This is a genomic window from Epibacterium ulvae, assembly GCF_900102795.1.
Lineage (GTDB): Bacteria > Pseudomonadota > Alphaproteobacteria > Rhodobacterales > Rhodobacteraceae > Epibacterium > Epibacterium ulvae.
Map to the genome: position 1 here is coordinate 478,252 of NZ_FMWG01000001.1, position 12,934 is coordinate 491,185.

12 protein-coding genes are annotated in these 12,934 nt (G+C 52.6%); 9 read left to right on the plus strand and 3 right to left on the minus strand.

Translation table 11 applies throughout. From position 1 onward, the window contains the following. Window positions 1-340: 340 nt before the first annotated feature. From BLP79_RS02245 to BLP79_RS19440, 6 genes are all read left to right on the plus strand, one after another. Entirely contained in the window at window positions 341-904 is a 564-nt protein-coding gene (locus BLP79_RS02245; protein WP_139163157.1) for a TnsA endonuclease N-terminal domain-containing protein, read from the plus strand. Continuing rightward, window positions 901-3,042 (plus strand): Mu transposase C-terminal domain-containing protein, encoded by a 2,142-nt coding sequence (locus BLP79_RS02250; protein WP_090215494.1) that lies wholly within the window; start codon window positions 901-903, stop codon window positions 3,040-3,042. The genes BLP79_RS02245 and BLP79_RS02250 overlap by 4 nt, the downstream gene beginning before the upstream one ends. Further along, window positions 3,039-4,040, plus strand: a complete 1,002-nt coding sequence (locus tag BLP79_RS02255) for a TniB family NTP-binding protein (protein WP_157843955.1) — start codon at window positions 3,039-3,041, stop codon at window positions 4,038-4,040. Before BLP79_RS02250 ends, BLP79_RS02255 begins: the two co-directional genes overlap by 4 nt. Further along, on the plus strand, window positions 4,037-5,881 hold the full coding sequence (locus BLP79_RS02260; protein WP_090215498.1) for a TniQ family protein: 1,845 nt from the start codon (window positions 4,037-4,039) through the stop codon (window positions 5,879-5,881). The genes BLP79_RS02255 and BLP79_RS02260 overlap by 4 nt, the downstream gene beginning before the upstream one ends. Further along, a complete protein-coding gene (locus tag BLP79_RS02265; protein WP_090215501.1) occupies window positions 5,878-6,180 on the plus strand; it encodes a metallophosphoesterase in 303 nt (100 codons plus the stop codon). The genes BLP79_RS02260 and BLP79_RS02265 overlap by 4 nt, the downstream gene beginning before the upstream one ends. Window positions 6,181-6,279: 99 nt before the next feature. After that, window positions 6,280-6,666, plus strand: a complete 387-nt coding sequence (locus tag BLP79_RS19440) for a metallophosphoesterase family protein (protein ID WP_139163158.1) — start codon at window positions 6,280-6,282, stop codon at window positions 6,664-6,666. Between the two features lie 292 nt (window positions 6,667-6,958). On the opposite strand, the gene BLP79_RS02280 is transcribed toward BLP79_RS19440, so the two are convergent. Genes BLP79_RS02280 through BLP79_RS02290 form a run of 3 tightly spaced genes read right to left on the minus strand, consistent with a single transcriptional unit; the run spans window position 6,959 to window position 10,310 of the window. Continuing rightward, on the minus strand, window positions 6,959-7,858 hold the full coding sequence (locus tag BLP79_RS02280; protein ID WP_090215509.1) for a plasmid partitioning protein RepB C-terminal domain-containing protein: 900 nt from the start codon (window positions 7,856-7,858) through the stop codon (window positions 6,959-6,961). Beyond that, on the minus strand, window positions 7,849-8,754 hold the full coding sequence (locus BLP79_RS02285) for a plasmid partitioning protein RepB C-terminal domain-containing protein (protein ID WP_090215512.1): 906 nt from the start codon (window positions 8,752-8,754) through the stop codon (window positions 7,849-7,851). The genes BLP79_RS02280 and BLP79_RS02285 overlap by 10 nt, the downstream gene beginning before the upstream one ends. After that, on the minus strand, window positions 8,754-10,310 hold the full coding sequence (locus BLP79_RS02290) for a recombinase family protein (RefSeq protein WP_269799311.1): 1,557 nt from the start codon (window positions 10,308-10,310) through the stop codon (window positions 8,754-8,756). The genes BLP79_RS02285 and BLP79_RS02290 overlap by 1 nt, the downstream gene beginning before the upstream one ends. 87 nt (window positions 10,311-10,397) lie before the next feature. Here BLP79_RS02290 and BLP79_RS02295 point away from each other — a divergent pair, with 87 nt between their 5' ends. The 3 genes from BLP79_RS02295 to BLP79_RS02305 all read left to right on the plus strand — a co-directional run bounded on the left by BLP79_RS02295 (window position 10,398) and on the right by BLP79_RS02305 (window position 12,894). Further along, window positions 10,398-10,778 carry a hypothetical protein gene (locus BLP79_RS02295; RefSeq protein WP_198511975.1) on the plus strand — a complete coding sequence of 127 codons (381 nt, stop codon included), beginning with the start codon at window positions 10,398-10,400 and terminating at the stop codon, window positions 10,776-10,778. Window positions 10,779-11,512: 734 nt separating this feature from the next. After that, complete coding sequence (locus tag BLP79_RS02300; RefSeq protein ID WP_090215520.1) at window positions 11,513-11,929, plus strand: RNA-dependent RNA polymerase family protein; 417 nt, start codon at window positions 11,513-11,515, stop codon at window positions 11,927-11,929. After that, window positions 11,926-12,894 carry a S1 family peptidase gene (locus tag BLP79_RS02305; protein ID WP_090215525.1) on the plus strand — a complete coding sequence of 323 codons (969 nt, stop codon included), beginning with the start codon at window positions 11,926-11,928 and terminating at the stop codon, window positions 12,892-12,894. The genes BLP79_RS02300 and BLP79_RS02305 overlap by 4 nt, the downstream gene beginning before the upstream one ends. The last annotated feature ends 40 nt before the right edge of the window (window positions 12,895-12,934 follow it).

Genomic DNA, 12,934 nt, shown 5'->3' on the forward strand with positions numbered 1-12,934 from the left:
GGGCTCTCAGTAGGTAGATTTCTAGGCCACCTCTGACGAACTTCCCTTCTCATACGCCAAAAGTCAAGCTGCGACGCCGCTCTGCGGCGGCGCTGGCTATTGTTTTTACATAAAATGAAGGAGGCGCATGATGTCGTCACCAGAATCTGGCCCCGTGGCCGACGATCAACAACAATCTAGCCCGAAATCGGAACTTGAAGCACGGCAATCCTATGTCGATTGTTCCCAGGGAATCGTGAGGGTTCCAATGGGCAGTGCCGGAACCAGAAAGCTCAGCAAGAGATCGCGTCAAAGTAGCCGGGGAGGTATCCCATACTTTAGCCCAAAGTTGCAAAAATATGTGACTCTGAAAACTGAAAGCCACCTAGAGGGGGCTTGTCACTATGTCGCAATGGCGGATCCGAATGTTGTGCACATCTGGGATCAGCCCAAACCGGTGAAATACTATGAATGGGATGGTCGCAAGGCAGAATACACCGCAGATGCACTGATCGAATACCGATCCGGCTTCAAAATCTTGGTTGAAACAAAGCCGTCTGCGATCGCGATTAAACGACAAACGGAACTCAAGCTAACGCGGGTTGCGGAATTTGTGCCTGCTGACTTTGCCAATCAGGTTACGCTATTCACGGAAAAGAGCTGCCCGAAGTGGCTCGTCGCCGATGCACGTCGCCTACATGAGTTTCAAAAGCATCCTGACCCTGAAGCGGATGACGCGATCCGCGAAGTAATCGATCGCCTGAGTGGTACGACCACTTTGGGAGCACTGGCGGGGAAGACTGACCTGGCTGGCCGAGGCTTCCGGGCAGCATTTCGTGCCGTTTTTAGGGGTGAAATCCAACGGACAAATGCGGGATCGCTAACCGTTAGCAGCTCTGTTTTCAAAGCGGAGGCAGCAGCATGAAAGTTGCACCCATTTTCCGCATCTATCCGCATGACAAGGTGGACTACAACGGAGCAACTTGGCGAGCGTTCGCGCACGGTCCTAACGGCGTCACACTTCGCTGCAGTGACAATCCCGAGGTGTTTGACACCATATCCCACGAAAAGTTGCGGCGCCTGTTAAAGGCTCCGCATTTTAAGATTTGGCCGGGGCACTATTCCCAGAATTCGGCCCGTCTTCGGGCACTGGGAACAGAGGAGTTGATCGCTGATCAGCCTCTCTGGCAGCAGCAAAAAATCCGGGACCGGCTGTTTTGTATTCAAAGATGGTTCACCGAAGAAGATGTGGGGAGAGTGAAGCGTACTCCGCTCAACGCTAAACCATTCATCACTGCATTAGATATCGAAATGATGAAAAGATGTATTGGAAGGACGCTTCAGCACAAGAAACGGCAAACCGGACAAATTGTAGAGGTAACCTTTGGCCCGTCCTTTGATACCCTGATGAGGTGGGTCAGGAAGTATGAGAAGTCGGGCTACAACCCTCTCAGTCTCAAGGATGGCAGATGCAATTCAGGCAATCACAATCGAAAGTTCTGTGATGAAACATATGCGTTCATAGACACTCAGATTCTGGCATATGCGTCTCCGGAAAGGCGTTATGCAAATGAAGTTGCCTTTGAGACGCAGCTTGCAATCGATGACATGAACGAAGCTCGTCTTGAGGTGGGTCAAAACCAACTCGGTCGGCCCTGCGCTAGGCAGATCGAGCGGTATATATCAGAGCTTCCACCCTTCCTTGTAAAATGCGAACGCGAAGGCATAGATCGCGCACGAGGCATTTTCAACTGCTCGTCGACTGGTCTTGAAACACTCTTGCCATGTGAGCGTTTCGAGATGGACGGTTGGAAAGGCGACGTAATGCTTCTGCTTCATGATGCAGGAATATCAAGTAAACTGCCGCCCGAGGTTTTACAGAGAATTCCCAGAAGCCGTGTCTGGGTTTATGTCGTCATTGATCATGCCACACGCTGTGTTGTCGGGCTTCGTGTTGTGCTGAATGGCAGTGCAGATGAAACAGTCCGTGCCCTCGAGATGGCAACCCGCGACAAGACGACGATATCTGATGCTGTCGGCACGACTTTTAATTGGGTTGAAGGAGGCGGATTCTCAACAGTCGTTTCCGATCAGGGCAGTGAATTTGCAAATGAGCAATTCGAGACGGCAGCAATTTCAGCGCTCGGTGCGTACGAAAGAAACCCTGCTGCCGCCCCATCTCTTAGGGGCGTCAATGAAAGGCTCTTTGGGATTTTTTCAACCAAGATCACCCCGATGATGAGTGGTCGCACCTTTGGAAACATCTTTGAACGGGGCGACATTGATCCGGCTTCGACCGCCGCCTTAACGCCGGAACAACTTCTGCGGATTCTGATTTGGTATGTTGTCGATATCTATCACCGGACCCCTCACGCAGGTATCGGGTACGTTGCTCCCTCAGTCAAATGGGCCGAGCTTACCAAGGAGGTGGGGACATCCGCGCCGCCGGACGGCTACCGGATGCGTGCGGCATTTGGAGAGATGATCACCCGTCAGGTTGACGGTACCGGTGTCCTTGTGAATGGGATTCGGTATACAAGTCCGAAGCTAAGAAAATTCTTCATCGACAATTATATGTGTGACGTCGATATTCGTGTTGATCCTTACGACATTAGTTGGGTTGTTGTTCGCGTCGATGACAACTGGATTGCGGCATATTCTACCATTCCTGATCTTGAAGGGGTGACATCCGAGGAATGGGCTGAGGCCAATCTCGCGAAAAAACGAAAGGGGCAGGCGCAGTTTGAGCGCGACCTGCCAGCCATTCGAAAAGCAATTGCAGCCATCAGAAAGATCAACGGGGATGCTGCAGCTCTGGTGGGTCTAACTCCTAAGAGGTTGACTGCGGATTACATAAACCAGTTGGAAGAGGAGCTCTTCAATGGTGAAGAAGTCATCCCGTGGCGCGATCCGGAGCCAGTTCCTGATGTTGGTCAGGTTTTCACTGGCGGTATGCCAACCGGTCAACCCAAACAGGGTGAGAATGATCTAGAGTCTCCGATCGTCGAAGCTCCAAAGCCGTCAGGCCTGAAGCCCAAATGGACTCTGGAGGGCGGAGAATGAGCGATTTGAGCAGAGAGGAAACTCTGGCAAACAGCGCTGATCGCATGGTTCAGCTCGGCAAATTGTTTGTGCGCCATGATCGGTTTGTCGATCTTGAACAGCGGATTGCTGCCTTGGCCAGGCAGCGGCGTGCTGAACTCAAATTTGGGGAGATCAGGCGGCAGAAGGGTCTTTCGGTGATCGGCGAGTCTGGTGCGGGTAAATCAGAAGCACTTAAGAAAATTCGTCAAAACTACTGTGTGCCGCGCAAAAACGCGCCCGATGAACGCGTCGGTGAGTTTGTAACGGTCGAAACACCTTCACCGGCAACACTGAAGTCAACCGGCATCGCAACACTGGAAGCCCTGCAGTTTGATATTGTGGGAAAACTAAGTGCGCCTGAACTTTGGAAGTTGGTGCGCCATCATCTCGCAGAGCACAAGGTGTTCTTTTTGCATTTTGACGAGGCTCAGGACTTCATTCTAAACCAGTCTGGCCGTGAAGCGAGCAGCGTGATCAACACGATCAAGAGCCTGACCCAATCTGAGACCTGGCCGGTTTCGGTTATATTTTCAGGTAATACCGTTCTGGCCGATATTCTGGACAGTGACTTTCAGCTTGGACGGCGGCTTCCACCCATCCATTTTGAAAATCTGGCACCAGAAGCCGACCTGGATGATGTTGAACACATCCTGTCACAATATCTTGGTGCTGCGAAGCTGGAGTTTAAGCCGTCCACGGAGATGAGCGATTTCTTGGCAAGGCTGATAGTCTCTGCTTCGGGGCAGCTTGGTCTGGTTTTCGAGTTTATTCTGGAAGCGATACAGCTTGTCTTCGACGCCGGTAGAACAACTCTGGAGACAGGTGATTTCAAAGAGGTCTATCGACATCGTACCGGAGCCGTGGATGGCGCTAACCCGTTTGTTGCGGCCGATTTCAAAAGCATCAATACGCGGGTCGTTTTGGAAGGGAAGCTGGTCAGGAAAGGGGGGCAAAATAAGCCCTGGGCATTGTCATGAGGCGAGCGAGACTAGGGTTAACTCTTCCAATCGGGCGAAATGAACCAGCAGTAGCTTACGCCTCTCGGTTGGCTGCCTTAAATGGCTGCTCCAGTCTCTGGGCGTTCTGCAGTCTGGTGGGGCTTTCCGCTTTGAAGCTCTCGCGCGCTGACCCAGAGGAACTGAGCCGCCTTTCTGATCTGTCGGGTACAGTCGTCGCGGATTTGGCGCGGTTCTCCATTCGGACGAATACACGCGCCACACGTACTCTTGGAGGTCAAATATTTCCGAACAAAGATATCAAGATTCAAACCCAGTACATCTGCCCAAAGTGCGTTCTGGAAGCCGCCGATGATCGCGAATGGTATCATGTTCCCCCCGATGTGTTTTGGTATCTTGATTTTGTGCGAACCTGCCCGAAACACGGATTGTTGCTGGTCCCAATGCCAGAGCAGCAGGTCGGCTGGTTTCCATATGATTTTACGGCCCGTTTGTCGCAGGCTCAGATTGGGAGAGAGACCCTGATTGGTCTAATGACACATGCTCCAACCAGAGTAGATGAATTCTCTATTGCTTCATTCTCCGGGAACACTGACAGCACCTGGCTCGCTGGCAGCAGTGCCTATGCAGTGTCCCGTGCGAGCGAGAGACTGGGTTGCATAGTTGAGGGATTCAGATCTGCCAGGCAGTTAAGTCGTCAAGAACTAGCCAGGCTGGCAGATGTTGGCTTTGAAGTGCTTTCAAATGGGCCGGAATCTCTGCGACGCGTGCTGGAGGAACTCATAGCGCAGCGCGGTCGATCCAGCCTGCGTAAAACTTTCGGTGTGTTCTTTCATCTTATGGATGGGAAAATGGGTGACGCAATCCCAATGGTCCGGGCTGTTCTCAGAGACGTCACTCTTGAGAATTTCGTAATACACCCGGGTGACAAACTACTTGGCGAGGTGTGTACGACACGAAGGTTTCACACCCTTACGTCCGCCTCCGATCTGACCGGTGTACATCCTGTGAAGCTTGCGAATGTGCTGAGGTCGGCAGGTCTTATGGCTGAGATATCTGCGTCAGATCCCATCATGATCGAAGCAGAGCCAGCTGAAGAGATGCTTCGAAAGCTGTCATCCTCGGTACTCACAAAGGATGCGTTGAGTTTCCTCGGGCTGCCCTGGCGGCACTTGATGAGCCTTCAGGATTCCGGATTGATTGCGCCGGTTAATCCAGCCTGTAGAGGGCAATACATGTACTGTCTTCATGAACTGAAACACCTGCGGGACGCGATGTGTAAAAGCGCTCGCGTATTATCGAGAGAAAGCGCGGATCTTGTGCCTGTCTATAAGGCTGCAAATCAATCTGTTTGCAGTATCAGTGAAGTCGTAACACTACTGACTTCCGGGAAACTTCAGGACGTCGGTCTTGTTGGAGGCGTGCAAGGTTTTGATGCTATACGTGTCGATCCCGCCGAGGTTTTTGAGGCACTGCCAGCTTACCGGGAAGTTACCGATGCAATGACACGGGAAGAGCTTCTGAAGCATTTCGGCGTCTGTGGGAAAACACTGGCCTTCCTGCTGCGTGAAGGTCACTTTGATGAGTTCCGTACCCGATGCAGGCAGTCTCGAAAGGTGCGCTCATATATAACTATTTCCAGCGTTGAACGGTTTTCTGGAACCTACATCAGCCTCAGAAACCTGGCCCAGGAAATGCAAATTTCAGCACGCAATCTCAGCTATCTGATCAAAGGGGCCGGCTTGTATGAATTGCCAGTGCCGGAAAAGTGCCGAGGGAGATTTTTTCGGCGTGAAGACGTGCTATCTGGAAACGAATTAACGGGCTTGAATAGCTCAAATAAAACAGGAGGCAGCCTTTGAAACTGCTTTTCCTTTCGGACCTGCACTATGACTTCTGGGTGGATGCCGACCGTGATCCCTTTGAAGGCATCGAGGATCAAATTGGCGGGCTCGACCACCTACTGATTGCGGGCGATCTTACCAACAAGCCAAAGGTGCGGTGGAAGTACGCGTTTGAGAGATTGTCGAAGCTGCTGCCGCTTGAAAGAGTTTCGGTTTTCCCAGGCAACCACGACTTCTATGATTTTCGACTCGATCGCGAGGACCGTCTGGAACAAATCGCATCCGCATTTGGGGTCGGGTATGTGCAAAAGAAGTAGCTCGTATTTGGCAGCACACGTGTTCTTTGTGCGACACTTTGGACCGACTTTGAGTTGGGAGCAGGTAGAACCATCAACGAAAGTCACGCCTCCGCGCGAATGAATGACTTTAGGCACATTCGCGTCGCTTCCAAGGGATATCGAAAGCTGAGGCCGTCCGACCTAGTATTAGCCCATCGCAATCAACTCGATTGGCTGAGTGGCGCTCTCGCCGAGGATTTTGACGGCCAAACCTTCGTGGCAACCCATCACGCGCCTCATCCTTCCGTGCTTGAGAAGCACGACGGCAACATTGCTGCCGCCTATGCCAGCGATCTGAGTGAGCTTATTCTGAAGCATCGCCCCGAACGCTGGTTCTTCAGGCATTGGCACGGGGTTAGAAATTCAAGTGTTGGCGATACCCAGCTGATCAATGTGTCCCTCGGATATCCCGACGAAATTGCGGATCCTGCAGCGCGGATCAGAGATCTGATTTTTGAAATCTGAATGTCCGAACTCAACCTGAAGGCGGTTTACATAACACCCGTTCAGCGACGTTCCCGGTTCGTTACGATGTCGTGCTTCAACCAAAAGCTGTCTGCGCACGCCCACCAAAAGAAGCGCGCGTAGACTGATTGATGTCGCTTCGCCGGACGTCTGGCCCGGCATGATGGGCCCCAACGGGGTCGCCGTCCTTCCCATCGCCGCACTCGATCCGCCCCACCGTGCGGCGTCTCCTGCGGTCCCCGCGCTTGATGGGTCCGGGTCCCCAATAGCCGTTTCATTCAGCCGCGAGAGATCATGATGCGAAGGCCTCGTTCTCGGTGATCTTTTCAAATGCGGGTAAGAACGCGTCATGGTGCAGCGATAAGTAACGCGTGATGCGCTCGCAGCGCATCAGTTTCGCGATGTAACCACGGGTCAGGACCAAATTGAGATGATCGGCTCCGTAGCTGTCTTCAACAAGGCGGACTTCGCGTTCCAGGTTTGCAGACTCGCGCTCCATAAGCTCCAGTTGCTCGCGCGAAATCCCTTTGATCTTTTTCGGCGTTGCCGCCGACACCAACTGGTTTTCGGGCGTCGCGGCCAGAAGCGATCGGGCATAGTTGATCGTGAACTTGTTCATGGCGACCATGAGTTGCGCCGCTTCAATCTGGCGAATTGGCTTCATTTTCTTCAGAATCTGAAACCCGGTCAAAGCCACTTGTTTGTCTTTCAGCAGTTCCGCCGCCTCGTCGCAGATACCATCCAGAAGCTGGCGTTTCTGTTTCAGGGTCTTGATGTTGACATTAAGCGCGCTCGCCAGACGGGCCTCCGGCACGCCAAGAGAGAGGGCTCTCAGGATCATCTTGTGCTCTTGAATGGTCGCGAGACGAGAGATGCGTTTGTTGTAGGTGAAGGCTTCATCGTCGGTGGAGACAAGACATCGCGCATGTGTCTGCCCCTGGTCCTTCAAAACCTCAAGGCGCAGATGCCCATCAAGCAATGTATATTGACCAGCGTTGTAAGGGTCGCGGGACACGACAATAGGTTCAACAAGGCCAATTTCTAGAACAGATGCCGCGATCTGTTTGAACTTAATGCTGGCCTTCTTTTGCGGGGTGACCACGTAGAGTGGCGCGATCTCCTCGAATGGAAGCGTTACCAGCTCCTGTTCAAAAGCAGCTGCAACCGTCCGTTCTTCCCGGGTCACCGACATGCGGACGCCTCCTCGGACTGAGTTAGGCGGTCTGCAACTTGTTTTGGCAGACTGGCCAACCCTTCGGCGCGAAGCAATGTGACGAAGTTTTCGTCAGCCATCAGCGTCTTGAGCGCTTGTGTCAGAAAAAGCAGTTCGCTCCGCGTTGCGCCTGCCTTTCTCAGCAGCACCTTCTTTTTCTCGACATCGTTTTCATAGGTCTTGAGCAGAGTCTCGACAGAAAGACTCTTGCGTGGCCGTTCGACAGTGTTCGCGCGACCCTTGCCGTGTTTCTGGCGGGCTTCAACAAGACGCTTGGCTGCAAGGAGTCTTCCGCCGCGCAGGAGCTTTTTCTCATAAGCCTGCCGGAGAACACGTTGCACGCCGACGTCATCGGCGTCCGCTATGTCAACGGCAACACTGACCGGAATCTTACCGCTCTCCACTGCACGCAGGAGGCGGTGTTCATGACTTTCCAGAAGCTTTATCACGCCATGGACATACTTCTTGGACAGCTGGGTCTTGGCGGCGATTTCAGCTTCAGAGTATCCCTTTTCCTTGAGGCGCCCAATATCTCGGAGCAAATCCAGCGAATGGTGCTGCCTGCGCGCCAGATTTTCTACCAAGCTCATTACAAGGCAGTCTTCGCTGCTGGCATTGATGACGATTGCCGGGATTTCAGATTGGCCAAGAACCTTGAATGCTTCCAGTCGGCCCTGGCCGCAGACCAATTCGTATACCGGCTTGTCTCCGTCTTCAGTCTCACGCGCCGCAACCGTAATGGGTCTTTTCAACCCAAGCTCCGCAATGTTCGCAGTGATCTCATCGAACACCTTTTTGTTCCTGAGCCTTGGGTTGACCACAGTGATTGCATCGACGGGAACAAGAACAGTGTGCTCGACTGGTGCGTAATTCATCACGCTACCTCCAATATCGGCGCACGTGCAGCCATGTCGAAGAAATGAGCCAGGTTGTCGAAGCGGAATGCATCAAGGGATAAACCGTTGTTTTCCGCCAAGCGTAACTTTGATTTGGTCATGTCAAAGGTGGGCAGCAAGTAGTAGTCGAGGGGCGCAGTATTGGCCTGTCCCATCCTGACGACGATGGACAAGTCCGGAAGTTGGCCGGTACTCAGTCGAATGTTCCAGCGATACGCGCCCGCGCCTGTTTGCATGCAGCGTGCGATGACAATGGAAACGGTGAACTCGTCATTGATGATGAGAGTATCTGCATTGTGGCTTTGAGCGACGTCTCCGCCAACGGCTTCGACCCCGGCGATGATGTCCCGGACGATGTCGGAATGCAGGCTGCGCAATAGTCTGTTGATCTCAATGTAACGGTAATCTCTGTCAGGTTTGAAGCCGACGAGGCTGTAAGCACGCAACAGGCTACCAAATCTGTTCTGGTAGGCACCGCTTGATGGAAGCTTTGGTGCTTCATTGATGACAAAGCCCGAGAGGTAGCCGTTTTCTTCCAAAACCTCCTTTAGCCGATCCAGCATTTCATCGTCGGACAATACATGTGAACGAGCTGCAATAATTGCTCCGGCAGCGTTGAACAGGTTAGCGTCAACAATTGCTTCAAAAGCACCAACAGCGCGGACCCAGTTTTCCGGATCGTTCTGGACATGGCGTTTCTTGAGTTTGAAGGAGTGGCGGTTCCAGAGATTATTCCCGATGTATTTTTCGTTGGTCAGAATTTGACGTACAACCGCTGGTGACCAGTCCCGATCCAGATCAGTTCGGATGCCGCGTCGGTTCAGGTCTGACGCAATCTCAGCTTCAGACCAACCATCATTCACAAACCGCAAGAAGATCTGGTTTACTATAGCGACTTCATCAGCCGGACCCGGAACAAGCGTAACCCGGTCGGTTTGAATACTCTTGTGCTCTCCTCGCGACAGGATGCCCTTGGTACGACCGGCTTCATCGATCAACATGCGTCGCAGCCCGAACCCAGGCGCGCCGCCTTGTCGATAGCCCAACTCAATCAGTCGGCGCTGTCCTGCAAAGACCTTTTGCGACAGCTCGCGACTGTATTCGCCAGCCATCGCGCGCTTGACGCCTTTTACAATGGTGGAAACGGGACTTCCGTCGTTTTCGAATTGCTCGGCGCAATACTCGACAGAAATGCCAGCGCGCTTGCAGATATACTCATAATAGGCGCTTTCATCCGCATCCTGAAAACGGCCCCAGCGACTGACATCATAGACCAGGACTGTTTTGAAATCGATCTCACCTGCTTCGATGTCGTCAATAAGTTGCGAAAGACCAGCGCGTCCTTGAATGCTCAACCCGCTTTTGCCAGCATCAGAATAGGTTTGGATTATCTTGTAGCCGCGTTCTTCCGCATATCGCTGGATGGCGTCCGCCTGGTTTTCGGTCGAGTAGCGCTGATGCTCTGTCGACATGCGAACGTATTGGGCTGCGTTCCGGCGTTTTTCTCCGTCCGACTTGTTATTTGGCCAATTCAATGACGTGGCCCTCCATATTCAAATTCGTAATTTTGCGCAGCTGTTCTGCGATTCCTTTCACGAATTTATCGGAAGGGAGACGGAAACATGTTTCATAAAAAGGGCAACATCTTTCATGGAGGCAGCCAGGATCTGGTTTCGGCTGTAGAATATCGAGAGGCAGTTAGGTCTGCGCTGACCTATGAGCTGGGAGGCGCGGGCCGGGCGGCGAAAGCAACGATAAAGTGGACGGGAGTAAGCCAAAGGACAGCAAAGAACTGGATAGCCGGTTCATACGGCCCAAGTGGTGAGCATTTGATTGGTTTGATGAAGCACTCGGATAGTGTGATGGGCGTGGTTTTGGAGCTAGCTGGACGTCATGAGACTTTGGCAATACAGCGCGTTGAGATCGTGAGACGGGAACTCAGAGAGGTATTGAAGGTACTGGACGCGATCTGTGCTGCTGACGATGCTTCGAGTGAAACCTAGCGACAAACAAAGCTCATTTCGGTTTGTATGCCCTGCATCAAGTAACCAAGTTTTCTCATCCATCGATCGAAAGTGTTTGGGTTCTACACGGAGGCAGTGCCGGGCAATGCCGAGGGGAATTTTCGGGCGCGAAGACGCGTCATTTGGTTGAGATTTATTGAGAATTGACGTGGGTTGGGGGGCAGCACTTATTTGTTCGATGAGTTGCAAGTTACGTGTCGGGAAATGGCAAGTTAGATGTCGGCGCTATCAGGAAGCCCCACAAAACAAGGGGGTTCCAGTCGCAAAAAGTGTCACCTTATGTGTCGTTCCAGAGTAGTTGTGGCGTTTCACCCGACATGACCTAAACGTCTCAATAGATCATTTTGGCAGATTACCTGGGAAAACGGCCTCGGATTATCTTCCTGGGCCGTTCGCAAGTCTGACAGGGACAGACGAATGAGATGTGCTGGGCTGAAGACATTGTCAGGCTTTGATACGGGACGGGAAGCAGGCTTTCGCTGCGGTTTGAACGAACGGCAGCATTGGAGAAAACGTGAGTTTTCTATAGTTGCAGAAAATCATCTGAAAACGTACAGAGTACGAAGCATCGGCGGCCTGCAATCAACCAAGTGTTGTGTTACCTGCGACACCTGCGAGAAGGTTACCTTCAACTCGCCCTGCTACATGCTGTTACGGAATTGCGAAATTCCCGCGACGTTGGGAATGCGAGATTGTAGGTCGTTGATGCACCCATGTCACTAAAGTCATTTGCTAACCTTAGACAAATCGCTTTTGCGCTTGGTCGAGACTACCGTCGGAAAATGGTCTACATCGCATATGGGCTTGCTCCAGGTGCAAGATATAAAGAATTCACCATCCCGAAGAAGAGCGGTGGAGAACGCCGCATTTGCGCACCTCGTATTGCGCTTCTCAAGTTGCAGCGCGACATCCTTCAGCTACTTGAAGGCGACTATCGTCCTCGTGCTCACGTGCATGGATTTATCAGCGGGAAACAACGCAGCATCGTGAGCAATGCCCGACAGCATGTCGGTAAGCGCTGGGTTTTGAACATTGACCTCGAAGACTACTTCGAAACCATTCACTTCGGACGAGTTCGCGGGCGATTGATGACCCCGCCGTATGGCTATCCGACACCTTTCAGCAGATGATTGACGACAACGGATTTAGAATTAACCACACAAAGACGCGCCTGCTGGGCCTCGCCTTTCAACAGGAAGTCACAGGTCTGATTGTGAATGAGAAAGTCAACGTGAAGCGCAAGTTTGTTCGCGACGTCCGGGCGATGCTTCATGACTGGGAGTTAAATGGCTTTGCTGCGGCATCGGTGCGGCATTTCAACGAGAAGCGTCCGGATAGAGGCCGGTTGCCGGAACAGGAGGCTACGAACTACGAATGGGTGGTCCGAGGGAAAATTGAGTTCATTCGGCAGGTGAAAGGATCTACCGATCAGGTCTTCCGCCGCCTAGCTGCAAGGTTCAATGCACTGTGTTCGGGCCAACACATTTCGATTCCGCTGGTCGAGGATAGCGACGTTCTCAACGCAGCCGTTTGGTATCTCGAAAATGACACAGATGGCGGATCAGTGGGCACTTGTTTCGCTGTCGACACGAACCTGTTCGTTACTTGCGCGCACTGCCTCGGACCAAACCTGCGCATCTTCCCGCGACAAAATCCGGCATTCCCGATGGATGCGGACGAGTTAGCTCGCGACGATCACAACGACCTTGCGCTAATTCGGCTACGAACTCCGTTGCCCGCATTCAATCCTGCTGCCACTCTGCAAATGGCCTCGTCAGCCGAATTCAGCGCGCTCGGCATCCGATCTGCGGTGCAGGCTGCGGGCTATCCTTCAAGTCTGGACAGCACATCTCTTTCGATCCGAGACACTGAAGTAACAGGGTTCTCGCGGAAAACCTTTGACGGCACCGCCGCTACATCTGACAACGTGATCGCCTTGCTGTCGGGCACTTACGAGGGAATGAGTGGTGGTCCGGTGCTATTATCGGGAAAGGTCGTTGGCGTAATCGTCAGAGGGCCAAATGATGATGACCGGACAATCCCCTTCTTGGCGGTCAAATCAGGACATGTAAACGACCTGCTCGCGTCCCTTTGAAATGGTCGACTTAGGCCGTTTGGACCTGTCACGCTTTTGT